This is a genomic window from Alteromonas sp. ABV4_515, from assembly GCF_056160345.1.
On sequence record NZ_JBSWWZ010000001.1, the window covers coordinates 382,658 to 405,520 of the forward strand.

18 protein-coding genes are annotated in these 22,863 nt (G+C 47.6%); 12 read left to right on the top strand and 6 right to left on the bottom strand.

The features are described from left to right. Nucleotides 1–33: 33 nt before the first annotated feature. Nucleotides 34–951 carry a DUF808 domain-containing protein gene (locus tag ACXAGX_RS01655; protein WP_070126474.1) on the top strand — a complete coding sequence of 306 codons (918 nt, stop codon included), beginning with the start codon at nt 34–36 and terminating at the stop codon, nt 949–951. Nucleotides 952–1,512: 561 nt separating this feature from the next. On the opposite strand, the gene mrcB is transcribed toward ACXAGX_RS01655, so the two are convergent. Continuing rightward, nucleotides 1,513–3,849: a penicillin-binding protein 1B gene (gene mrcB, locus ACXAGX_RS01660; RefSeq protein WP_474819230.1), complete on the bottom strand. Its 2,337-nt coding sequence runs from the start codon at nt 3,847–3,849 to the stop codon at nt 1,513–1,515. A gap of 162 nt (nt 3,850–4,011) precedes the next feature. Here mrcB and ACXAGX_RS01665 point away from each other — a divergent pair, with 162 nt between their 5' ends. Both ACXAGX_RS01665 and ACXAGX_RS01670 read left to right on the top strand, forming a co-directional pair. Beyond that, entirely contained in the window at nt 4,012–4,251 is a 240-nt protein-coding gene (locus ACXAGX_RS01665) for a DUF6489 family protein (protein WP_070126472.1), read from the top strand. Nucleotides 4,252–4,266: 15 nt separating this feature from the next. Next, nucleotides 4,267–6,042: a PHA/PHB synthase family protein gene (locus tag ACXAGX_RS01670; protein ID WP_474836130.1), complete on the top strand. Its 1,776-nt coding sequence runs from the start codon at nt 4,267–4,269 to the stop codon at nt 6,040–6,042. A 352-nt stretch (nt 6,043–6,394) separates the two neighbouring features. On the opposite strand, the gene ACXAGX_RS01675 is transcribed toward ACXAGX_RS01670, so the two are convergent. After that, the gene (locus tag ACXAGX_RS01675) at nt 6,395–6,793 is read right to left on the bottom strand and encodes a DUF4168 domain-containing protein (protein ID WP_070126470.1); all 399 of its coding nucleotides are present in this window, start codon (nt 6,791–6,793) and stop codon (nt 6,395–6,397) included. Nucleotides 6,794–7,039: 246 nt separating this feature from the next. On the opposite strand from ACXAGX_RS01675, the gene phaR reads away from it, so the two are divergent. The 5 genes from phaR to ACXAGX_RS01700 all read left to right on the top strand — a co-directional run bounded on the left by phaR (nt 7,040) and on the right by ACXAGX_RS01700 (nt 11,368). Then, a complete protein-coding gene (gene phaR, locus ACXAGX_RS01680) occupies nt 7,040–7,456 on the top strand; it encodes a polyhydroxyalkanoate synthesis repressor PhaR (protein ID WP_474819216.1) in 417 nt (138 codons plus the stop codon). 191 nt (nt 7,457–7,647) lie between these two features. Beyond that, on the top strand, nt 7,648–8,301 hold the full coding sequence (locus ACXAGX_RS01685; protein ID WP_474836132.1) for a phasin family protein: 654 nt from the start codon (nt 7,648–7,650) through the stop codon (nt 8,299–8,301). 26 nt (nt 8,302–8,327) lie between these two features. Further along, nucleotides 8,328–8,675: a phasin family protein gene (locus ACXAGX_RS01690; RefSeq protein ID WP_070126467.1), complete on the top strand. Its 348-nt coding sequence runs from the start codon at nt 8,328–8,330 to the stop codon at nt 8,673–8,675. A gap of 108 nt (nt 8,676–8,783) precedes the next feature. Next, nucleotides 8,784–10,001: a polyhydroxyalkanoate depolymerase gene (locus tag ACXAGX_RS01695; protein WP_474836134.1), complete on the top strand. Its 1,218-nt coding sequence runs from the start codon at nt 8,784–8,786 to the stop codon at nt 9,999–10,001. A 140-nt stretch (nt 10,002–10,141) separates the two neighbouring features. Next, on the top strand, nt 10,142–11,368 hold the full coding sequence (locus tag ACXAGX_RS01700) for a lytic murein transglycosylase (protein ID WP_474836136.1): 1,227 nt from the start codon (nt 10,142–10,144) through the stop codon (nt 11,366–11,368). A gap of 59 nt (nt 11,369–11,427) precedes the next feature. On the opposite strand, the gene phbB is transcribed toward ACXAGX_RS01700, so the two are convergent. Further along, nucleotides 11,428–12,150, bottom strand: coding sequence for an acetoacetyl-CoA reductase (phbB, locus tag ACXAGX_RS01705; protein ID WP_474836138.1), 723 nt, complete (start codon nt 12,148–12,150; stop codon nt 11,428–11,430). A 300-nt stretch (nt 12,151–12,450) separates the two neighbouring features. Beyond that, entirely contained in the window at nt 12,451–14,958 is a 2,508-nt protein-coding gene (gene hrpB / locus ACXAGX_RS01710) for an ATP-dependent helicase HrpB (protein ID WP_474836140.1), read from the bottom strand. Between the two features lie 122 nt (nt 14,959–15,080). On the opposite strand from hrpB, the gene thpR reads away from it, so the two are divergent. From thpR to ACXAGX_RS01725, 3 genes are all read left to right on the top strand, one after another. Beyond that, nucleotides 15,081–15,680, top strand: a complete 600-nt coding sequence (thpR, locus tag ACXAGX_RS01715; RefSeq protein ID WP_474836142.1) for an RNA 2',3'-cyclic phosphodiesterase — start codon at nt 15,081–15,083, stop codon at nt 15,678–15,680. A 76-nt stretch (nt 15,681–15,756) separates the two neighbouring features. Then, nucleotides 15,757–16,611 carry a formyltetrahydrofolate deformylase gene (gene purU / locus ACXAGX_RS01720; RefSeq protein WP_474819188.1) on the top strand — a complete coding sequence of 285 codons (855 nt, stop codon included), beginning with the start codon at nt 15,757–15,759 and terminating at the stop codon, nt 16,609–16,611. Nucleotides 16,612–16,730: 119 nt separating this feature from the next. Beyond that, on the top strand, nt 16,731–18,920 hold the full coding sequence (locus ACXAGX_RS01725; protein WP_474836144.1) for a M3 family metallopeptidase: 2,190 nt from the start codon (nt 16,731–16,733) through the stop codon (nt 18,918–18,920). A 75-nt stretch (nt 18,921–18,995) separates the two neighbouring features. On the opposite strand, the gene ACXAGX_RS01730 is transcribed toward ACXAGX_RS01725, so the two are convergent. Both ACXAGX_RS01730 and ACXAGX_RS01735 read right to left on the bottom strand, forming a co-directional pair. Beyond that, the gene (locus tag ACXAGX_RS01730; RefSeq protein ID WP_474836146.1) at nt 18,996–19,577 is read right to left on the bottom strand and encodes a hypothetical protein; all 582 of its coding nucleotides are present in this window, start codon (nt 19,575–19,577) and stop codon (nt 18,996–18,998) included. A 156-nt stretch (nt 19,578–19,733) separates the two neighbouring features. After that, the gene (locus ACXAGX_RS01735) at nt 19,734–20,570 is read right to left on the bottom strand and encodes a hypothetical protein (RefSeq protein WP_474836148.1); all 837 of its coding nucleotides are present in this window, start codon (nt 20,568–20,570) and stop codon (nt 19,734–19,736) included. 220 nt (nt 20,571–20,790) lie between these two features. On the opposite strand from ACXAGX_RS01735, the gene ACXAGX_RS01740 reads away from it, so the two are divergent. Continuing rightward, nucleotides 20,791–22,590: a cation:proton antiporter gene (locus tag ACXAGX_RS01740; protein WP_474836150.1), complete on the top strand. Its 1,800-nt coding sequence runs from the start codon at nt 20,791–20,793 to the stop codon at nt 22,588–22,590. The last annotated feature ends 273 nt before the right edge of the window (nt 22,591–22,863 follow it).

Sequence of the window (22,863 nt, forward strand, 5' to 3'; positions counted from 1 at the left end):
ATCTACCCGCTGAAATTTTTATAGGAAATATCCATGGCAGCCGCCAACTTACTTGCTCTTATTGACGATATCGCCACCCTGCTCGATGACATTTCAGCCATGTCTAAGGTCGCCGCTCAAAAAACAGCCGGCGTACTCGGTGATGATTTAGCCCTTAATGCGAACCAGGTTCAGGGCGTGCGCGCTGAACGAGAACTGCCTGTGGTGTGGGCGGTCGCGAAAGGCTCATTGCTAAACAAAGTGTTCCTGGTTCCCGCAGCCATGTTGATCAGTGTATTTATACCTGTACTTATCACCATCTTGCTGGTTATTGGGGGCTTGTACCTGTGTTTTGAAGGAGCAGAAAAAGTCATTCATAGCTTGTTCCATAAGCAGGACGAGGCCGAACGGGAAGCGAGAATCGCCAAGCTGGCGCAGGAAGATGTCGACCTTGTGGCAATGGAAAAGGATAAAATTAAAGGGGCAATTCGTACCGATTTTATTCTTTCTGCTGAAATCATTGTAATCGCACTCGGCAGTGTACAAGGTGCCGATTTAGTCACCCAATTAGGTGTTTTGTGTGCGCTTAGCGTGGGTATTACGGCTGGCGTTTATGGCATTGTCGCCGGTATCGTGAAAATGGACGATGTTGGCCTGTACCTGCTCAGAAAGTCTCTCACTGGCGGTTACAATGGTTTTCAACGTATTACCGGGCGCGCGCTTTTGGTTTCGGCTCCAATTTTAATGAAAGTACTCGCGTTTGTGGGAACCATCGCCATGTTTCTGGTAGGTGGCGGTATACTCACTCACAATATCCCTTTCCTGCATCATGTTGCAGAAAGTATGAGTCATGGCTTTGAGCAGCTTGGCTTTATCATTCCGTTGCTCATCGATGGAGTAGCAGGTTTGATTGCGGGCTCGTTGATTGTGGGCGTGGTATCAATTTTTACCCGCGGTAAATCTCACGACTAAACCTAGTGGTGCTTACGGGCAAACATCAATTTTCAAATAACAAAAGTGGTGATTTTCACCACTTTTGCTTTTTTATTTTCACCAAATTTTGGTTTCTTTCCTTTCAAGATTATTTATTTGCGCCCTCTTCGAAAGAAAAATTCCTTTAAAATCAATACAAGTGGAATTTTAAGCGATATGGCACAACTATCGCTATTCAACTATCACTTACGCAAATACGACTAAACAATTAACTGCCGGGAAGTCAGCCAGCGCGCAGTTTCTAATCTTAGTTAATGGAGAGTAACGATGATAACTTCCGGTGGTTTATTACTTCTTGCGCTTGGGCCCGTTGTTGCATACCTGGCCAGTGCCGTACTTTTCAGCGGACTGCAAAGCCTCGCAGCCCGCTTTCACTAATCCCAACGCTCCCGTAGGGCCTTTCCCTGGGTCAGCTGATATATCGCGTACTAGTTTTAATTAATCGATATATCCTGGCCGCAGGGCTTTTTTATGCCCGCGTCTTTACGTCTTTACGTCTTTACAGTTATGGAAGAGCAATGGCCTTTACCCATTGCTAGCTTAACCACCAAATAACCGCTCCCACCAACTCTTTTTCTTACCCGATTGTTGTTCTTGCCTTACTGGCTGACCATAACAATCCTGACTTGGTGGTGGCAGCACATCCAAAATCGCTGGCACACTCATAGAGTCCGGACAACCAGCAATGGTAACAGCGCCGGTTTTGCTGTCGAAATGTGCAATCCCCAACCCTTGCGGGAATCGACGGGATAACGATTTCGGAGACTGTGATTTCTGGTAGTTCACAAACACTGGCAGCGCACCGCCCGCACCGGTAAGTAGAACCGGTTGGTTGTCATCGTTGCCGACCCAAACCGTGGCCACATTGTTGCGGTCGAAGCCGGTAAACCAGCTATCACGATAATCGTCGGTAGTCCCCGTTTTACCGGCCATATTGATATTGGGGAACGTTTGCCCTACCCGCTTCGCCGTGCCTTCCGTGGTAACTTTATAAAGCGCATAATTCAGCAGATAAGTGGCCGCCTCGTCTACTCGCTGCGAATAATACTCTGCATGTCGCCAAACCAAGCGGTTGTTTGCAGACACCACCGACGTAACAGTATGAAGCGGAATATACCGGCCATTATTAGAAATGGTCTGGTACATCTGGTTAGTTTCCAACGGTGATAAAGACATAGCACCTAACGTCATTGCTGGTACTTCGCGGAATGTGCTTTCCACGCCCAAACGATGAATGGTATCTGCTACGTTTTCTAGCCCTACCTGCATACCCAGGTTAACCGTGGGTACGTTGAGTGATTCAGACAAACCTTCCACCAGCGGTACCTGCCCGCGGAATTTCTTGTCTGCGTTTTTGGGTGACCAGGTTTTTCCGCTTTCATTTTCCAGCGTGATGGGTTCATCCTGAAGCGGTGTTGCCAGATTAAACGAAACAGGATCTTCCAGCGCAGTGAGATATACCGCAGGCTTGATCAACGATCCCACCTGACGCTTGGCATCCAGCGCACGGTTAAACCCTTTAAATCCGGTTTCGCGACTGCCAACAATAGCGCGAATTTCGCCACTGGCAATATCAGTTACCACCATAGCACCCTGCAACTGTGCCTTACGGTCTGACTGTAAACCGTTTAAGGTACTGGCAACGGCCTTCTCTGCCCGGCGCTGCGCGTAAATATCTAGCGTAGTAAATACTTTAACGCCAGAGTCCCGTAGCGAAGGATCGGCCAGAATTTCCGTTAACTCCCGACGAACCTTGTCCATAAAGGCAGGATGCTTACCACTTGCCAAACTCGCACCTGAAGCCAAGCCGATAGGTGAATTCACCGCGCGTTCATAGGCAGCCCGGTCGAGCTCATTGGCTTCAAACAGTATGCGTAATACCAGATTACGACGCTCCAATACTCGCTCTTCGTAGCGACGAGGATTGTAATAAGAGGGCCCTTTGATCATTGCCACCAGCGTGGCGATTTCAGGGGTACTCAGCTCGTTTGCCGGACGGTCAAAATAGAAGTAACTGGCGAGGCCAAAACCATGCACCGCCATGTCTCCATTCTGCCCCAGGAATACCTCGTTAAGGTACGCCTGCAAGATCTCATCTTTGCTGTAGCGGGCATCAATGATCAATGCCATCAGCGCTTCTTTGATTTTGCGGGTAATGGCTTTTTCCCGGGTAAGATAGAGATTTTTCACTAACTGCTGCGTGAGCGTACTGCCGCCCTGCACTGTGCGGCCTGCGCGAATGTTCGCTATCAACGCCCGTAAAATCGAAAGCGGTGCCACGCCATGGTGTGAATAAAAATCTTTGTCTTCAGTGAGTATTAACGCTTTGGGCAGTAATGCTGGCACTTCATCCAGTTTTACCAGCATGCGATCTTCACGGCTGCTGCTCACCATACGAGTGACCAGCCAGGGCTCCAGGCGAATACGGTTCAGCGACTGCCCGGCACTGTCGTCGTTAATTGAACCAATGCGATTACCGCTCCAGCTAATAGTGATTTGTCTTAGCGGCTCATCACCGTCGGGGAAACTGAACGCCCGGCGCTGCATCACTAACTTGTTTCGGGTATAGCGATATTCACCGCTACTATCAGGCGAGTTTACGCTGCGATAGCCGAGTAATTTCAGCTCATCGAGGACTTCTTTCGGAGTGATTTCCTGTTCTTCAGACAGCACCAGCGGGCGAGCAAAAATTTGTGCAGGCACTTCCCACTTATTACCGGTGAAAGTGTGTTTTATCTGTGCGTCGAGATACACCATGTAGCCAAGTAACACGGCAAAGCCAACCAGGCATAATTTAAAAAGCAGCCCGGGCCAGCGCCGACGGGGCTTACTACCAATTTTCTTCGGTTTCGTTACTTTCGTCTGTTTTTTAGCCACTTATCATGCCAATATAGAAAATGTCACAAGGGATTTTGCGGTTTTCGCAGCGGAATTGCCAGCCGCATGTTACCGTAAAAATCATTGTCGTTCTGTTGTGATAAAACCTTTACGTCAGAACCATCAATCCGGATGGCTGGATGAGCCAGAAAGGAGCGAAATATGAAAATTTCTATCGATGTTGACCTGTCCCCACAGGAAGCCCGCGAATTAATGGGCTGGCCGGACATGAGCAAAATCCATGAAGCCACCATCTCACAACTCACAGAGCAAATCAAAAGCGGCAATCAGGAGCTAATGTTGTCAATGCTGAAGCCATACCTGGATGGCAGTCAGCAGGCCTTTACCTATTATCAGAAAATGCTGGAGAGCATGGCCACTGCAGGAACCAGCAAAAAGTAAGCATGGAGGTGTCTTGTGCACGAGCAGGACAAAGACGATATTCTGGACACACTGAATCAGTATGCGCAGCAGTTTAATGCAATGGTTCACAATATTCTTACCAAGAAAAATAGCAGCGAGGAGACGTCCGCTATGTTCGATCCGGAGAAGCTGGGCACATTGCTTTCAGGCGACGCGGTAGAAGTTGATTCAGCCAAACTCATTCAAACCCAAATGGATTTTATGCGTCAGCAAACTGAATTGTGGCAACAAGCCACAAAAGCGATGCTGGGCGAAAATTCCCATTCTGTCATGCAGGAAGAAAAAAGCGACCGCCGCTTTTCCCACACCGACTGGCAAGACAATCCTATCTTCAGTTACATGAAACAGGCTTATCTGATTAACTCTAAAATGTTGCAGGGAATGATTTCATCCATGCAGTTCAAAGATCCAAAATCAGAAGAACAAGTGAAGTTCTATACTCGCCAGTATATTAACTCGGTGTCTCCTACCAACTATCTGCTGTCTAACCCGGAAGTCTGCGAAGAAATTCTTAAAACCAAAGGCCAGAACATGGTGAAGGGTATCGAGAACTTCATGCGTGATTTGGAAAAGAGTCCGCTGGAAGCCTTCAAAATTACCCAAACCGATATGGATGCTTTTGAAGTGGGTGTGAACCTGGCTACAACGGAAGGCCAGGTGATTTACCAAAATGAGCTCATGCAGCTGATTCATTACAAACCTAAGGTGGAGAAAACCTATTCAACGCCAGTGCTGTTTGTACCGCCGTTTATTAATAAGTACTACATTCTTGACCTTGATGAGCGCAAGTCTGCGGTAAAAGGGTTACTGGATTCTGGCTTCTCAGTGTTCATGATTTCCTGGGTAAACCCGGATGCATCACTGGCAGACAAAGACTTCTTTGACTACATGAAACAAGGCCCTATAGAAGCACTGGATGTGGTTTGCGACATTACGGGTAAGAAAAAAGTGAACATGGTGGGCTTTTGTGTTGGTGGCACACTATTAAGTGCAGCTACGTCTTACCTGCGAGCGAAAAAAGATACCCGGATCGAGTCACTCACCCTGCTCACCACGCTACTGGACTTTAGCGAGCCCGGTGAAGTTGGCAACTACCTCACTGAAGACGCTTTGCCCATTATGGAGCAAAATGCAGACATTAAGGGTATTTACGATGGCCGCATTCTGGGTTTGAGCTTCAGCCTGTTGCGTGAGAACAACCTGTTTTGGTCGTACTTCATTAATAACTACCTTAAAGGCAAAGACCCAGCGGCTTTCGACATTTTGTTCTGGAACAGTGATGCGACCAACATTACCGCGTCTTGCTTCAAGCAGTACATTCGTACCACCTATTGGGAAAACAAACTGAAAGATCCGGGCGCGGTGGAAGTGGATGGCATTCCAATTGATCTTGGCAACATTGATGTACCGGTATACTTCCTGACGACTCTGGCCGACCATATCGTACTGTGGCAAGGCGCATACAAAGGTACGCAGTTAGTGAAAGGCGATACCCGTTTCGTACTGGCAGGTTCAGGCCACCTGGCTGGCGTTATTAATCCGCCAGAAACCGGCAAATATCCACACTGGACGAACGAAAATCTGCCTGAAAGTGCCAGTGAATGGTTCGACGGTGCGGTGAAGCACGAAGGTTCATGGTGGCCGAACTGGCACGAATGGCTTATTAGCCACCGCAAAACCAAAGTAAACGCCCCCCAACCCGGTGAACACGAAAAATACCCGGTCATCGAAGCCGCGCCCGGCTCGTACGTGAAAAAACAACTCGGCTGAGGTGTGGAGCAGCGCTCTCGGGGTGGGGCTATTGTAAAATCTAAACACGGCGTGAACCCATCCCTGCGGCAGACGGTTTAGATTTTACAGTAGCCCCCCACCTGCGCTTGCACACTCGACATGAAACCGTATCGGTGTTTTAGGAATATCTTTCGAAAACAGCGGACTTCATACGCAAAAGCTCGCATAAGATTCTCCAATTCACTCGTTCAGAATTCGCTTCCCTCCTCCGCAGATAGCCCGCTCCCTCTCTCCGCCGATAGCGCAGTTCCCTTCACAACACCGCCGATCACAGGCACAAAAAAAGGGGCCTTCCGGCCCCAGTGCTTTTGTCTATTCGGTTTGCGGTAAATTATGACTCGCTGTTTTTCTCTTTAGCGATGTCTAGTACACGTGAACGCAGTTTTTCATCCGTTTGTACTAATTGTGCAATTGTGGTGTAGGTCTGCACTTCCAGACCTGTTTTCTCAATTTCACTTACCATTTCAGTTTGCGCTGCTTGCTGAATTTGCTGCATTTTTTCAGGCGTTTCATCGCCGCTGATTTCAGACTGGTATTTATCTGCTACATCGCTAACTGCATTCATCGCAACAGTAAATTTTTCCAGAGTTGCGTCATCAAAATTTTCAGTTTGCATAGTAGGTGCGCTGGATAGACCCGTCTCTTTGGTATCTTCGGCAGCCTGTGAAGCGAAGTTAACAGAACATGCTACTGCCAGGCCAAGCGCTAATGATTTGACGAATTTATTCATATTGATCTCCAATTTGGATTCGAATTGCCGTCTAACCTTAAGACTCAGCGTAAAACGGCTCTCATCATCACTACAGCGATAACCATGCCACCCCGACAAAACCCAGCAATATCATACAATTAAGAAAAGAGCATATATTTTCACCGGTAATTGTTGTGCAACAGTGTCGCTTTTTTTCACACCTTTTAAGTTGCCGGTGGAGCGTCTAATGCGCTACTCTGCGTATTGAACCGAAGAGGTAACGTCATGATCATCATTAAAAAATATCCTAACCGCCGACTGTACGATACGTCACAGAGTCAGTATGTAAACCTTGATTACATTAAAACACTGATTAATGAACGGCAGGAATTTAAGGTCATTGACTCCAAAACCGAAGATGACATCACCAAGTCATTACTCCTGCAGATCATCAGTGAATCTGAAGCCAACGAAAATCAGTCTCTGCTGACAAATACCCTGCTTAAGCAACTTATTCGCTATTACGACACTGACATGCAATATTTTCTTCGTCAGTATTTAGAACAGTCGTTAGTGGCCTTTATTGAGCAGCATGATCAGGTTCAGGGTGTGATGAAGAATATGATGGATAACACGCCTTTTGGTATGTTCAATAAAATGGTTGAACAAAATATGGAAGCGTGGAAAAAGTCGCAAAAGTAAGTTTGTCTCCCTCCTTAACGCCACTTTGCTGCAAAGCAGCATAAAAAGCTATTTGCTTATTATTTATTCGTCTAACTATTCTTGCTGCACCGCAACATTTTAGTTGATCTCCTGATTTCGATTGCTTAATATCTAACCAAAGATTGCTGCAACGCAGCAGATGGAAACCATCAACTGGTCAGGAGAAGAATATGTTTGGCAAGTTTTCAGAGCAGCTGAAAAGTACCACTAAGCCGGTACATACGCTGTTTGCTGTGAATACAAAAACATTGGAAAGTCTGTCTCAGCATCAGACAACACTGTTTACAGGGTTACTGAGCGACGGTATGCACTATATCGAAGCGGTATCTAAGCAAACGGAGTTGAAAGGTGTGATGAATGCGAATTCAGAGCTGGCAGAATCAGTTCGTGAGCGCATGACCAGCGCATCGAAAGATACCTACTCTACGCTCAACGCCATGCGTGAAGAAGTAACAGAAGTGATGGCTTCTAGCTTAACTTCTGCGGCGGATGCAGCAAAAGAGACGGCGTCTAAGGCAACCACTGAAACGAAAAAAGCAGTGAAGAAAGCCACGCCGAAGCCAGCCGCTAAAGCGACACCGAAAGCGGCCGCCAAACCTGCGAAAGCAGCAGAAACCGTAACGAAAGAAGCGGAAAAGGCCGTCGAAAAGGTCGCAGAGGCAACGGAGAAAACGGTTGAGAAAGCCGCAGAAACCACAAAGGCTGCAGCTGAAGAAACTAAGCAGGCTGCGACTGAAACCAAAGCAGCACCGGCTAAAAAGCCTGCTACCCGAACCCGTCGTACGGCTGCGAAAAAGCCTGCGGCAAGTAAATCTACAAGTTAAAACAACCCAGAAACTGGAGAAGAGTAATGTTTGAGCAAATGAACGAGCAAATGAAAAGCGCAATGAAGCCTATGACTGACCTTGCTACATTAAACATGAGCACTATGCAGGATCTGGCTGAGAAGCAAAACGCCATGTATAGCTCTCTGTTATCAGAGAACATGTCTTATTTTGAGAAAGCAGCACAACAGAAAGACATGTCTGCACTGGCTGAAATGAACAAAGCTTATGTAGAAACTGTTCAGGAAACAGTGACTGATACAGCTAAAAGCTCTTACGCCATTATTTCAGAAGCACAGCAAAAAGCTGGCGAAATGTTTAAAGGCTTAAGCGACGAAATGACATCTAAGTTCCAAAGCGCTGCTAAAGCGTAAAAGACCCGACAGAGCGACGTTCTCGTCGCTCTTGTTCCCCTCCACATTGTGTGAACCTTTTTTTCCCCTAAAGGTCTTAGCCCCAGCCAGTTTTTGAGGAGAGACGTAATGAATTATCAGGCATATGATTATCTGACACGCGGCGCATATATTATGCACGAGGGTTTCAGTCTGCTTAACGATATTGCGAGCCATCCTTCCAATCTCTATGGTCATACCTTGCCCGGCCGCATCACCCGCGCTTCGCTGGAAACTGCTATGCGGCTGACACAACGCTACGAAAAGCTGGGGTTTAATATCGACGAGATAAAAATCGACGATAAACGGCATAAAGTGAAAGAAGAGGTCGTATTTAGTAAGCCATTTTGCGACCTCATTCACTTTCATCGAGCCGGTGTGCACGACCATCATAAAGTATTATTGGTTGCGCCGTTATCAGGCCATTTTGCTACGTTATTGAAAGGTACCGTTGAAGCATTATTACCTGATCACGAAATTTACGTGACCGACTGGGCTGATGCCCGTGAAGTACCTCTTGAAGATGGCCCTTTCAGTTTCGACTGCTATGTGGGTTATCTTATCGAAATGCTCGAATTCCTTGGCCCTGGCACGCACTTGATGGCGATCTGTCAGCCAACCGTGCAGGCGCTAATTGCAACAGCCGTTATGGCTGGGCAGAAAAATGAATGTGTGCCTAAGTCACTAACACTCATGGCCGGCCCGTTAGATTGCTCAAAAAATCCAACTAGGGTAAACGAGTTCGCTCAGGAACACTCGATGAACTGGTTTCGTAACGTTGCCATTATGAAAGTGCCTTATGGCTATCCTGGTGAAGGTCGACAGGTCTACCCTGGCTTTATGCAGCTCGGTGGCTTCATTAGTATGAACCAGAAGTCACACATGAAGAAATATCAGAATTTTTTCCAGAACCTGGTATTTGGCGAAGAGGAAGATGCTGACCGCTTCCGCGCATTCTATGATGAATACATGGCCGTTTTAGATATGCCGGCTGAGTTCTATCTCGAAACCATCGAGCGCGTTTTCAAGAACAATGAAATTGCCCGCGGCGCTATTACCTATCAGGGTGAACCGGTTGATTTCGAAACAATCACAAATACGGCACTACTTACCGTAGAAGGTGCCGATGATGATATTTGCGGTCTTGGCCAAACGGAAGCTGCGCAGGATATTTGCAAGAATATCCCTAAAGGCATGCGTAAGCATCATGTTCAACCGGGCGCGGGTCATTACGGTATTTTCAGCGGATCTAAATTCCGTCAAAGTGTGCGCCCTATCATCACTGATTTCATCCACAAATACGCTTAATCACTCTGTGGTTAACGCACTACCATCTCTACGCGCCTGATCTCCAGTCAGGCGCGTTTCGTATTTTCCCCTATGTTTCTCTCGCCCTAATAGGGACAGTTAAGGTAGCATGAACGCCTAAACAAAAAGGGTAATTTGTCATGTCTAAATGGATCCCGCGTAAACTTGGTTTATCTGTTCTGTCATTACTGGCAGCGTCTTCTTCTGTTTACGCCAACACCGATTTTGAACAGTGTAAAACGGAACTGTCTCAACAGGCCGTTGCGCAGGGCGTTAGTGGCGAAACTGCCAGTAAAGTGTTTGCCAATATTCAATATCAGCCCAGAGTGATTACACTCGATCGCAGCCAACCAGAATTTGTTCAAACGTTTCCGGGTTATTACGGTAAGCGCGTAACCGAGTGGCGGATTGGCAAAGGCCGTGAGATGTACGCGAAGCATCGCGAACTCCTTCGTAAACTGAGTCAGAAGTACGGCGTACCGGCGCACTACCTTGTTGCATTTTGGGGTCTTGAAACTAACTTCGGCTCCTACAAAGGCAAAATGAACGTATTAAACTCGCTGGCAACATTAGCGTGTGATGAGCGTCGTAGTACTTATTTCACTAAAGAATTAATTACTGCAGTGAAGCTACTTGAGCGGGAATCTCTCGACCAAACACAAATGGTCGGTTCCTGGGCTGGCGCCATGGGCCACACGCAATTTATGCCATCAGCCTACATGAACTATGCTATCGACGGTGATGGTGATGGACAGATCAATCTCTGGGATAGTGAAGAAGACGCCTTGGCATCTGCAGCGAATTTCTTATCGCAGTTAGGCTGGCAGCCGGGCTTCCGTTGGGGCCGGGAAGTTAACTTACCAGAAAATTTCGACTACCGTGATACCGGTTATAAAAACCGCCAGGCAATTACCAACTGGGATCAGATGGGCATTACCAAAGCCAATGGCGGGTCACTGGGTAGTAGCGACGAGAAAGGATACGTTGTCGTGCCAGCAGGGCATAATGGTCCGGCTTTCATTGCCTACCACAACTTCCGCATCATCATGCGGTGGAATAATTCTGAGTTTTACGCGATTTCAGTAGGGAAGCTTGCCGATCAAATTGCCGGTGAAGCCGGACTCATCAAGCCGCTACCTGAACTCCCCGCCTACGAACGCAACGATATCATTAAGCTGCAAACTGCGCTCAATGAATTGGGCTATGATGTGGGCAAGCCTGACGGCATTATCGGACCTGCAACTCGCTCAGGTATTCGGGAATACCAATTGTCGAAAAACTTGGTTGCCGATGGATTTCCAGGTTTAGATGTGATGGAAGCGATAGGGGTTTTCAGCGAAACGCCGAAGCAAGAAAAGCAAAGCTAATTTGAATCTTTCAGAGAGCGAGCATTCGCTCCCTGAAGTGCTGTACTGAGCCGAAAGGCTTAGTACATGTGTTGACCACCGTTTACCGACAGAGTTGAACCGGTAATAAAACCCGCTTCATCGCCAATTAAAAACAATACGCTACGCGCGATATCTTCTGGCGTACCAAGACGCCCAACCGGGATCTTAGCAATAATCTTCTTCAATACTTCTTCTGGTACAGCGCGAACCATTTCAGTATCAACGTAACCCGGTGCAATTGCATTCACGGTTACCCCTTTAGCCGCACCTTCCTGAGCAAGTGCTTTGGTAAAACCATGAATTCCTGATTTCGCAGCGGCATAGTTTACCTGACCATACTGACCAGCCTGACCGTTAATTGAACCGATATTCACAATGCGACCAAAACCTTTCTCGCGCATAGAATCGATAACTGCACGACAAGTATTAAAACAGGAAGCAAGGTTCGTTTGAATAACAGCATTCCATTGTTCAAAATCCATGCGGTGCATGGTGCCATCCCGGGTGATACCGGCGTTATTGACAAGAATTTCTACAGGGCCATAATCAGTCGCAATTTGCTCAATTGCTTCTTTGGTTTTTTCAAAATTCGAGACATCAAATTTAAATGAAGGAATGCCGGTGCGCTCAGTAAACGCTTTGGCTGCTTCATCGTTACCACCATAATTTGCCACAACAGTATAACCAGCATCTTTTAATACTGTGCAAATCGCTTCACCAATTCCTCGGGTACCGCCTGTGACTAGTGCAACTTTACTCATTTCGTCTCCCTCTTATTGTTGACGTAAATATGTACAACAATGCCTATATAAACACGCTTATTCATACTTTTACAACGGGTTCAGAAAGACTTTTTATGCGACTTTTGTCTAATAAAATTTATAAATAACTATGCCGCCTAATATTTACTTAAATATCAGTCGCTTAATTTATATACAGGGTATTTATGATGGAATTCCCCTCATTATCTTTTTCAAAAACAAGGGGTTGAGTCATGAAAAATTACCACTAAATAGCAGTAGACAGCACGGGAAATAACTTTTTTATGAGCGACGGTCGGGCTACTTGTTTCTCGTTTTAATCGAACGCCCAGGTTTTTCACTCATCGGATCGTCAGGCCATCGGTGTTTAGGATAGCGACCTTTCATTTCTTTCTGCACATCGAAGTAACTGCCCTGCCAAAACGCTTTAAGATCGGAGGTGGTTTGAATGGGTCGTCCGGCCGGCGACAATAACTCAATCGTCACGATTCTGTTTCCGTCAGCTACCGTTACAGGCTCAGTTTGCCCGAACATTTCCTGCAACTTTACTGCAAGCATCACTTCGCCATCAGACCGATAAACCAACTTTCGATTCTCGCCAGCAGGTACCGTAATACTCACTGGCAGGAAAGTGTCCATTGCATGCTGCTGTCCCCAAGGCAATGCCTGGTGGCAGAGGTTTGCCCAGCTAAGACTTTCAAGCTGCTCCCAGCGACGGAGTTTCCCAAGTCGCTTTTTAAGCTCATCAGCTTGCAGTAAAGATAAAGGCGAGTCTGCGGGCTGCCAATTTGCGTCGCCATCAAAGGCCTGCGGCTGCCGTAGTGAGTACTTACAAGCTAGTTGATATCTGTTCCACCATGTCCGGTCTCTTTCAGACATCGGCCAGTCATTCAAGAGCGTCGCTTCAAGAAGCTGATACCATGCCGTAGCCACGACGGTTTCACTTACCGAAGTAGCGGGTTCGCTACTCAACGTAATGTTATAAAAACCTTCAGTGGTTCGCGCCTCCATCTGCTTCTTCTGAGCATTGAAGATCATTGTTTCCCGAGCGCTAAAATGCTGGGGAAATAATGCTCGCAAATCCGAGTCGGTTACCGGTTCTGCAGTTCGAATAGTAACGTCACTTCCCAGCACCTGACCATCTAACACTACCAGCCAATCCGACTTCTCAATAACATTGTCTGGTAACTTCGCGCCGCGGCCACTGGCAAGCTTATACTCGTTACTCTTGCGGCGATATGCCACCCGAAATGGGAAAGCAACCGCAAGACATAGACTTAGCGCTCTGGCGGGCAGCTTATCGGGCGAATGTTTTAACTCCGTCGCTATCAGTTTTGCGTACCGTCGAGCCTGACTTTTCATGCGTTCCACAGTGGAAGCCTCTGCGTGCTGTAGCCATGTTGAAAGGCGAATACCTGACGACTGCATAATATTCTCTTCAGCAACCGCTGCTATCCAACATGCCGCTTCTTTGATGGTGCCCTTTGTAAACAGACCGTTGAATTGCGATTCCAGCGCCTCGGCTTTCATCAGCATCGCTGCGATAGCGGGTTGTGCGGGCACCTCGGCAATCTGTCGCCCGGTTCCCGTGAGGTTACCGCTATCATCAAGTGCCTCAAGGGCTTGCAAACGCTGGATCGCACCGTTGCACTGCGCTTTAGAAGGCTTGGTAAGCAAGGCCATGTCTTCAGGCTTCGTGCCCCATGCCAGCGCATCGAGATACAGCGATGTGATGTCTTCACGCTGAATTTGCGGAACGGGAAAGCCAGCCAGGCGATCTTGCTGTTCTTTGCTCCATAAACGATACACCTTCCCCGGCCCGAGTCGTCCAGCTCGGCCTTTTCTCTGAGTCGCTGATGCCTGAGAAATTAATTGGGTGTTCAATTGGGTAAAACCACTGGATTGATGGAAGGTCGCTACATTTTCGAGGCCACTATCAATCACCACACAAATGCCCTCAATGGTCAGGCTGGTCTCAGCGACATTCGTTGCAAGAATAACTTTTCTTCTACCATTTTCGTCCGGTTGAATCGCCGCCATCTGCCGATCTTTAGTGAGCGCACCGTACAGCTGATGAATCACACAATGAGACGACACATTTCGATCATGAAGCAAATTCGCAACCCGCCTGATAGCGCCGGTGCCCGGCAAAAATACCAGAATGTCGCCATCATCCAAATCTACGCTGTTTTTCACCGCGCGAGCCACGGCTTCATGCATTTGATGTGCAGCAGGCTGTCCAAGGTAGACCTCTTCCACCTCAAATTGTCGGCCTTCCGACTTTAACACTGCGGCATCGGGCAACAGCGTTTTCAGTTCGTCCACATCGAGCGTGGCAGACATGACGATAACACCTAAGTCATCGCGCAAGCCCTCCTGCACTTCCAGCGTCAGTGCCAGGCCAAAGTCGCTATGCAGGCTGCGTTCATGAAATTCATCGAAGATGATCAAAGAAACGCCGGTAAGTTCTGGATCGTTCTGAATAAGACGGGAAAGCACCCCTTCAGTTACTATTTCAAGGCGGGTAGCCGCACTGGTTTTGTTCTCACCGCGAATACGGTAACCCACCGTTTCTCCTACCTTCTCACCCAGCTGGGATGCCAGATAAGCTGCCAGATTGCGTACCACCACACGACGGGGTTGCAACATGATGATACGCCCATCCACCGCCTCTAACAGACCAAGGGGTAAAACCGTTGATTTACCCGCTCCCGGCGGCGCGCCGACAATCACATTGCCGGTTGCGACGGCATCGAGCAGTTCAGGAATAAGGGCGCTGGCAGGCAAATCAGTTCTGGCGGCAGTCATAGTGCTTCAGTGTGGTTGTTGTATGGCGCATTTTACCTGCCTGCCATGATTTTGCACGGGCTGGTATACTTACTTTTCGATTTGCTGGGATCAGCCCGTTCAGATTCAGTGGAAACTCAATTATGCGTAGCTTCATCGGACTGGACTTGTCCGCTAACAACAAACTTGCCCTGGCAGAATGGCGTGAGAAAGCCCTGCCGTCTGTGTCTGCCAAGCGGCCTGAAGGATTACTGCCTAATCAGAAAAGTCCGCCGGTTGCGGTACCGCCAGAAAACTATCACATCACGCTGGCATTTCTTGGTGACATCACTCCCCGCCAGCATGACGAATTACTTTCCATTCTGGACGAGCTCACTGCTGAGCCTTTTGATGTTAAATTGGATACCACCGGCTATTGGGACGGCCCGAAAATTCTCTTTGCCGCGCCCTCTTCGCCCGAAAAGCCGCTGATGAAACTGGCAAAGGAAATCCGCAAAGCTGCCCGGGCCAGCGGCATTCCGGTAGAAAGTCGGGAATATCGTCCGCACGTTACTTTGGTGAGAAAAGCCACCAGCAAGGTACCTGCACCTCTACTCCCGCCATCACTAAAATTGCACTGTCAGGATTTTCACTTTTTTGAGTCGGTTTCAACACCTTCTGGGGTACGGTATCCCATCCGACATTCCTGGTCATTGGAGCCGAATATTTCTGTTCGCGAGCGGCTTCGCCGGGGACTGCTATGAGATATATTAATTTCGGCTTTACAGATGCGCACCGCATGGTAAAACATGAGGCATATTTTTCAGAGTTATAATCATCATGCAGCATACGTTTCGTTTAGTTATCGATTGCCCCGATCAGGTTGGCCTGGTTGCCCGGGTTTCCCAGTTCTTAGCCGATCATGGCGGTACCATTGTAGAAGCCAGCCATCATACCGATTTGCAGACCGGTCGTTTTTTCATGCGCCACGAGATTGGCGCAGACTCTCTTCGCCTAAACTACGACAGCTTCATCGAAGCTTTCACCCCGCTGGCCAACGAATTCCAAATGAACTGGAAACTGACGGATTCGCGCGCCAAGCAGCGCATGGCATTGCTAGCTAGCCTTGAGTCACATTGCCTGGTGGATTTGCTTCACCGCTGGCATACCGGTGAACTTCACTGTGATATTCCGGTGATCATTGGTAACCATCCGCAGATGAAACAGTTTGCTGACTGGTACAAAGTGCCTTTCCACTGGGTGGATTTCAAATCGTTAGGTAAAGAACAAGCGTTCTCTCAAATTGAAACCTTGCTTGAATCTTACAATATTGATTTAACCGTGCTCGCTCGCTTTATGCAGATTTTACCCGATACCTTGTGCCAAAAACTGCAGGGCAAAGCCATTAACATCCACCATAGCTTCCTGCCTTCTTTTGCTGGTGCCCGTCCGTATCAGCAGGCTTACGATCGCGGTGTAAAGCTGATTGGTGCAACTTGCCACTACGTCACCAAAGATCTCGACGAGGGGCCAATCATCGAACAAAGCGTGAAGCGCATCAGCCATAGCGACAGTGCGGCCGATATGGTGCGCAAAGGTAAAGACTGCGAAGTAAATGCCCTCGCCCACGGCGTGCGTAATCACCTGGAAGACCGGGTGATCATTCATCGCAATAAGACGGTTGTTTTTGCTTAAGACGCTTTTGCGTAAAGGTAAAGTAACTCGCCTCAGGTAGTGCCCGTCGTCGCCATATAGCGATGTTATCAGCATTCCAGTAGACTGGAGTGCTGATAATAACGACGATGGAATGAACCATGGGAAACTTTAAAACCTCACTAACGGCCCTGGCCGTTGCCCTGTCCCTTACCGCCTGTTCTGATCAGGCTGCCAATGAGACAGCGACTACCGCTGCTGCACCGCAAACAACACAAACCCAACAAGCCAGTGAATTCAGCAATGTGCTACTGCAAGAATTCCCCGGCCCATACGGCGGTGTACCACAGTTCGACAAAATGAAGGTTGAAGATGTGAAACCTGCCCTGCGCAAAGGGATGGAGTTGAACCTCGCCGAAATTGAAGCGATTGCTAATAATCCAGAGCCGCCCACATTCGAGAATACTATCGTGGCCATGGAACGCGCAGGCAGTGCACTTAGCCGCGTGTTTAAATATTATGGCATTTTCAGTTCAAATAAATCGAGCCCAGAGTTCCGCGCCGTGCGCACGGAGATGTCTCCGGAACTGTCGGCCTATTCAACAAAAATTACCCAGAACGAAGCCTTGTTCGAGCGTGTAAAAGCCGTATATGAAAGCGAAGAGCTGCAAAGCATGGGCGAAGAGGAAAAGCGTGTAGTTAGCAATGTCTATAACGGTTTCGCTCGCAATGGTGCCACTTTAGATGCCGAAGGCAAAGCGCGCTATGCTGAAATCAGCAAAGAGTTAGCCGGTCTCTACAACAAGTTTTCCAGCAACGTGCTGCATGATGAAGAAAGCTATGTCACTTACATCACCGAAGGTCAATTAGGTGGATTACCTGATTCTTTTATTAAGGGTGCCGCTACAGCGGCTAAAGAACGTGGCCATGAAGGTGAGTATGCAATCACTAACACACGTTCATCCATGGACCCGTTCCTCACCTACAGCACCAATCGCGAACTGCGTGAGAAAGTGTGGAACACCTACTACAACCGTGGTGACAATGGTGATGAGTTTGATAACAACGACGTTATCAAGCAAATTCTGACGTTGCGTGATGAGCGTGTAGAACTGCTTGGCTACGACAATTATGCCCAGTGGCGCTTAGAAGATCGCATGGCTAAGACACCTGAAAATGCCATGGATCTGATGATGAAGGTATGGCCTGCAGCCATTGCTCGCGTCGATGAAGAAGTGGCAGACATGCAAGCCATTGCCGATGAAGAAGGCGCAGATATCACCATCGCACCGTGGGATTATCGCTTCTATGCTGAGAAAGTCCGTCAGGCAAAATACGATCTCGATTCCAATGAAGTAAAACAATATCTGCAGTTAGATAAGTTACGCGAAGCGATGTTCTACGTAGCCGGTCGTTTGTTCAACTTCGACTTTACACCAGTACCAGAAGGAAAAGTGCCCGTTTTCCACCCTGACGTGAAAGTGTGGGAAGTGAAAGACAAAGACAGCGGTAAGTTGATTGGTTTATGGTACCTCGACCCGTTTGCTCGTCAGGGTAAGCGCTCTGGCGCCTGGGCAACCACATATCGTAGTTACACCACCTACGATGGCGAAACAACCGTATTGGCCTCTAACAACTCAAACTTCGTGAAAGGGCCGGAAGGCGAGCCAACGCTGATTTCCTGGGATGACGCCAACACGTATTTCCATGAGTTTGGTCACGCACTGCACTTCCTGTCGGCAGATGTAAAGTATCCAACCTCACACTCTGGCGTTCGTGATTACACCGAGTTCCAATCTCAATTGCTGGAACGTTGGCTTACCACTGACGAAGTGATCAACAACTATCTGGTTCACTATAAAACCGGCGAGCCTATCCCTGCAGAACTGGTGCAGAAAATTAAAAATGCCGCCACGTTTAACTCAGGCTTCGGCACCACTGAGTACATGGCATCAGCCATTATGGATTTGCTGTATCACACCACAGATCCTGACAAAATTGATCCCGATGCTTTCGAGCGCGAACAGTTAGCTAAACTGAATATGCCAGAAGAAATCGTGATGCGTCACCGCAGCACCCAGTTTGGTCACGTATTCTCTGGTGAAGGATATTCTTCAGGTTACTACGGCTATATGTGGGCCGATGTATTGTCTTCCGATGCCGCTGAAGCTTTCCGTGAAGCGCCGGGCGGTTTCTACGATAAGGAAGTGTCTGCGAAGCTGGTTAAATACCTGTTCTCTGTACGTAACGCAATGGACCCAGCAGAGGCGTATCGCAAGTTCCGAGGTCGCGACGCGGAAGTGGACGCACTGATGCGAGACCGCGGCTTCCCGGTTCCAGAAGATAAGTAAGTAACCACTTGCATATAAGAAAGGGGCGATGAAATCATCGCCCCCTTTTTAGTGAAACCGGCCTCTCAGTCGATGTCAAAAACTAATTCGGTAACCCAGTTGCAGTTGATTGTCGTAACTTTTATCCCAGTTAAGCGTCAAATCCGAAGTATTGCCTAACCACGTCTCACGTCGCATAGCAAAAGACAAAACATGATCTTCTTTGAAGCCATCGGTTTCGATGTAAACGGATAGCGTGCGACTATCTGGTAACGCCAATGATCCGCTCATAGGTAAATCAAGGTCGTGGGCTGGACGTAAACCCGTTGCGATGCCGTAACGAAAATCTTCATTATGCCACCACGAGATCACTTCGTAAGAACGGGATGTTACCCGTTGATTGAAAACACCAAACTCTAATACCCCTCTGCCGTAAAGGGCCAGGGTCTCGACACTTGTATTATCTGAAAGCTGTAAGGACATACTGAGTTTGTAGTCTTTCTGCTGACAGCCATTAAATTTGATTTTGTTCTTGGTAAGTGAAACGGCAAATTGCTTTGAGACTTCGAGGTGCTTTTTCAGCCAAGCCTCCGTTTTCTCACTGAACAAAGAGCCAGCATGAACCTGAAATGTGCTCAGCGAAGCACAAATTGCTAAAGATGCAATAAACTTCGACATTGCCAGCTCCCTTCTCATTATTTAGTTAACGCAGCTCGTCGCTGCAATCGATGAACTGAGTATAAGAAAAGGTGAGAGACTTTGGGTATAAAATTAGATTATCAATTAGTCTAAAACTATACCCTTATAATCGGCATCTGTTGATTTTTAAAACAATTAGTTGATTTTCAGTACTGCGATTTTTGCAGAAGTATATGGAGAACTTTCTTGTGTGATCCAGATATTGCCATTTGGCGCATGGCAAACGCCTTCTACTTGCGCAAATTGCGACAGCATATGAACGCCAGTAACTTGATACTCATTGCTTATCGTGGCGATAAACGGCTTAAACATGCCCAGTGCGTTACTGCGATACCCAACCAGCGCATATTCCTGCTTCTCTTCGCTCCAGTCTACGCCAGTAACAACACCAGGTAACCCTTCAACGTTTGCGATTGGCGAAAGCGCTTGTTTGGCTTTGATGTCCTGTACGTTGTACACATGCGCGGTCTCTGTCGCCCAGCTCTTCGAGAAAATCTGCAGTTTACCGTCACGCATAGTCATTGCTTCACCGTCGTAATCGTGGGCGTAAGGCACATTGTCTACAGGCTTATTACCGGTATACGTGAAGCGCAATTTTTCTGTTTTCGAACTGTCTTTGCGATCTATTCTGTATATCTTGAGGTTTTTTCGTTTACCGGCGTTATTGCCAATATCACCGATATACAAATAATCTTCATTTCCCGTGATGGTTTCCCAATCTTGGTTAGTGATATCCAGCTCTGCCTTTCCGGTAATTTTACCCAATTCGTTTATGGTGAACAGTTCCGGCTTATTGCCAGAATCGTTAATTGAGAACGCGCCTCCGTCTATACAGAACAGACCTGAGGTTTCTTTTAGTGCATTATCCAAAGAATAACTGGACAGTACCTCAACCCCTCGCTGGGTATCTGCTGACACGGAGCAACCCGTCATCAGGAACAAAGGGCTCAATAACAAAAAAATACGATTCACAATTACTCTCTTTGACAGAAGGGCCTAAGCTATATTAGCTATAGATAATTAAAACAATATGATAAGAACAAACTTCAGTACTATGCACGCAGGTAGCGACGTTATGCAACCTTTTGAAAGTAAATCCGGTTCATCCTGCAAGCAGTATAAACAAGCCATATAACAATAAGATGCCAAATTTGTTTAATGGCGGAAAACTTAAGGTAAAAAGGAAAATAACGTGTCAGACCCTCTACTGAGCCTCGTCACCGTCGGACTGCTGTCGATTTGCTGCCAGTTCCTGGCCTATAAAATTCGGTTACCGGCTATCTTGCCGCTACTCATTGTCGGCATTATCGTCGGTCCCACATTTCACCTACTCGATGCCGATGCTCTGTTTGGCGATCTGTTATTTCCAGTGGTCTCACTGTCTGTAGCAATTATCCTGTTCGAGGGCGCATTAACGCTCAAGTTCAGCGATATCGCCGGTCATGGCAACATGGTAAGAAACCTGTGTAGCGTAGGTGTTTTGGTTACCTGGGTAATCGCTGCACTCGCCGCGCATTTTAGCCTGGATCTTTCATGGCAGCTTTCAGCACTTTTTGGGGCCATAGTCACTGTAACGGGTCCAACGGTTATTGTTCCGATGATTCGGACAGTAAGGCCCAAAAGTAATATCGCCAACATTCTTCGCTGGGAAGGCATTGTTATCGATCCCATCGGGGCCTTACTAGCGGTTCTGGTTTACGAGTATATCGTGGCGTCACAAGACACCGCGCTAATGCACACCCTCATCGCCTTTGGTAAGACGGTAGGACTGGGCACCATTTTTGGTCTTGCCGGTGGTTATCTGCTTGGCATTTCACTAAGAAAAGAACTCATTCCACATTATCTGCAAAATACTGCTGTACTCACCCTTATCCTTGGTATTTTCGCCATTTCAAACGCGCTTGCCCACGAGTCAGGCCTGCTGGCAGTGACTATTGCGGGTATGGTGCTGGCTAATATGAAAGATGTGGATGTTGAGGACATTCTGGAATTTAAGGAAACACTTAGCGTGTTGCTTATCTCCGGATTATTTATCATTCTCGCATCACGACTCGACCTAAACGCCGTTATAGAAGTGGGTTCTGGGGTATTTGTGGTGTTGGTAGCCATTATGTTTGTCGCGCGACCGCTTTCAGTGCTCGCTTCATCATTAGGAACCGGACTCAACTGGCGTGAATTGGCACTGATTAGCTGGATAGCCCCCCGTGGTATTGTTGCAGCTGCGGTATCAGCACTGTTTTCTCTGCAGTTGGAAGAAATAGGTTACGAGGGCGCAGGCGTTATTGTTCCAATGGTTTTCGTAGTAATAATTGCCACCGTGGTGGTGCAGAGCTTGTCTTCTAAATATGTAGCGACGTTTCTAAAAGTGCGTTCGCCAGCCCCTAATGGTTTTCTCATTTTTGGTGGTAGCAAATTCAGCCGACTTCTAGCAAAGGAATTGCAGAGCCACAACTTACCGGTTTGCATAGCAGACACGAACTGGGATGCCATTCGGGAAACCCGCATGATGGATATCCCCGCTTACTTCGGCAACCCGATGTCTGACCATGCTGCCAGAAGCCTCGAACTCAACCTCTTCGGCACGGTACTGATCATGTCGCCCTACAAACAACTTAATCCAATGATTGCCTATCACTTTGAGTACACCATGGGTAAAGATAAGGTTTGGGGACTTACCAACAATGAGCAAACGGCAAGACCTAGCCATCAGGTCAGTACTCAGTATGCGAAGAAAATGGCATTGTTTGACGAGGGTGTAACCTATGGCTATTTGGCAACGGCGGTCACTCGCGGTGCCAAAGTTAAGACTACCCGCTTGAGTGAAGAGTTTAGCTTCGCCGATTACACTAAGCAGTATGGTGACAGAGCGGTACCCTTGGTTGCATTTGATGAGAATGGTCGTACCCACACCTTCCTTTCCGGGAAAGCGCTAGAACCTAAAGCGAACTGGAAATTGATAAGTCTTATTGTACCTGACAGTGAACCTGTCTGAGATCTGAGGCCAGAACAGCACCCCACCTTTCGGCAGGGTGCCTCTCCCTGGAAAAACGAGTAATCAAGTGCTCCCCTCTATTATTATTATTGGATGCGTTGTTGTTTATTTTTTGCTTGATTAGCGTCGTCGGCCATATAAGAGCAAACACAGTGCCAAATGTAAAAAAGCCTAAAGAAACATAAACGTAGTTAAAAATTTGATGAATAATCAAGCAATCAAAAATTCAACCGCACCAAATTGGTGCCCATAAAACTCCTATTCGCACTAATG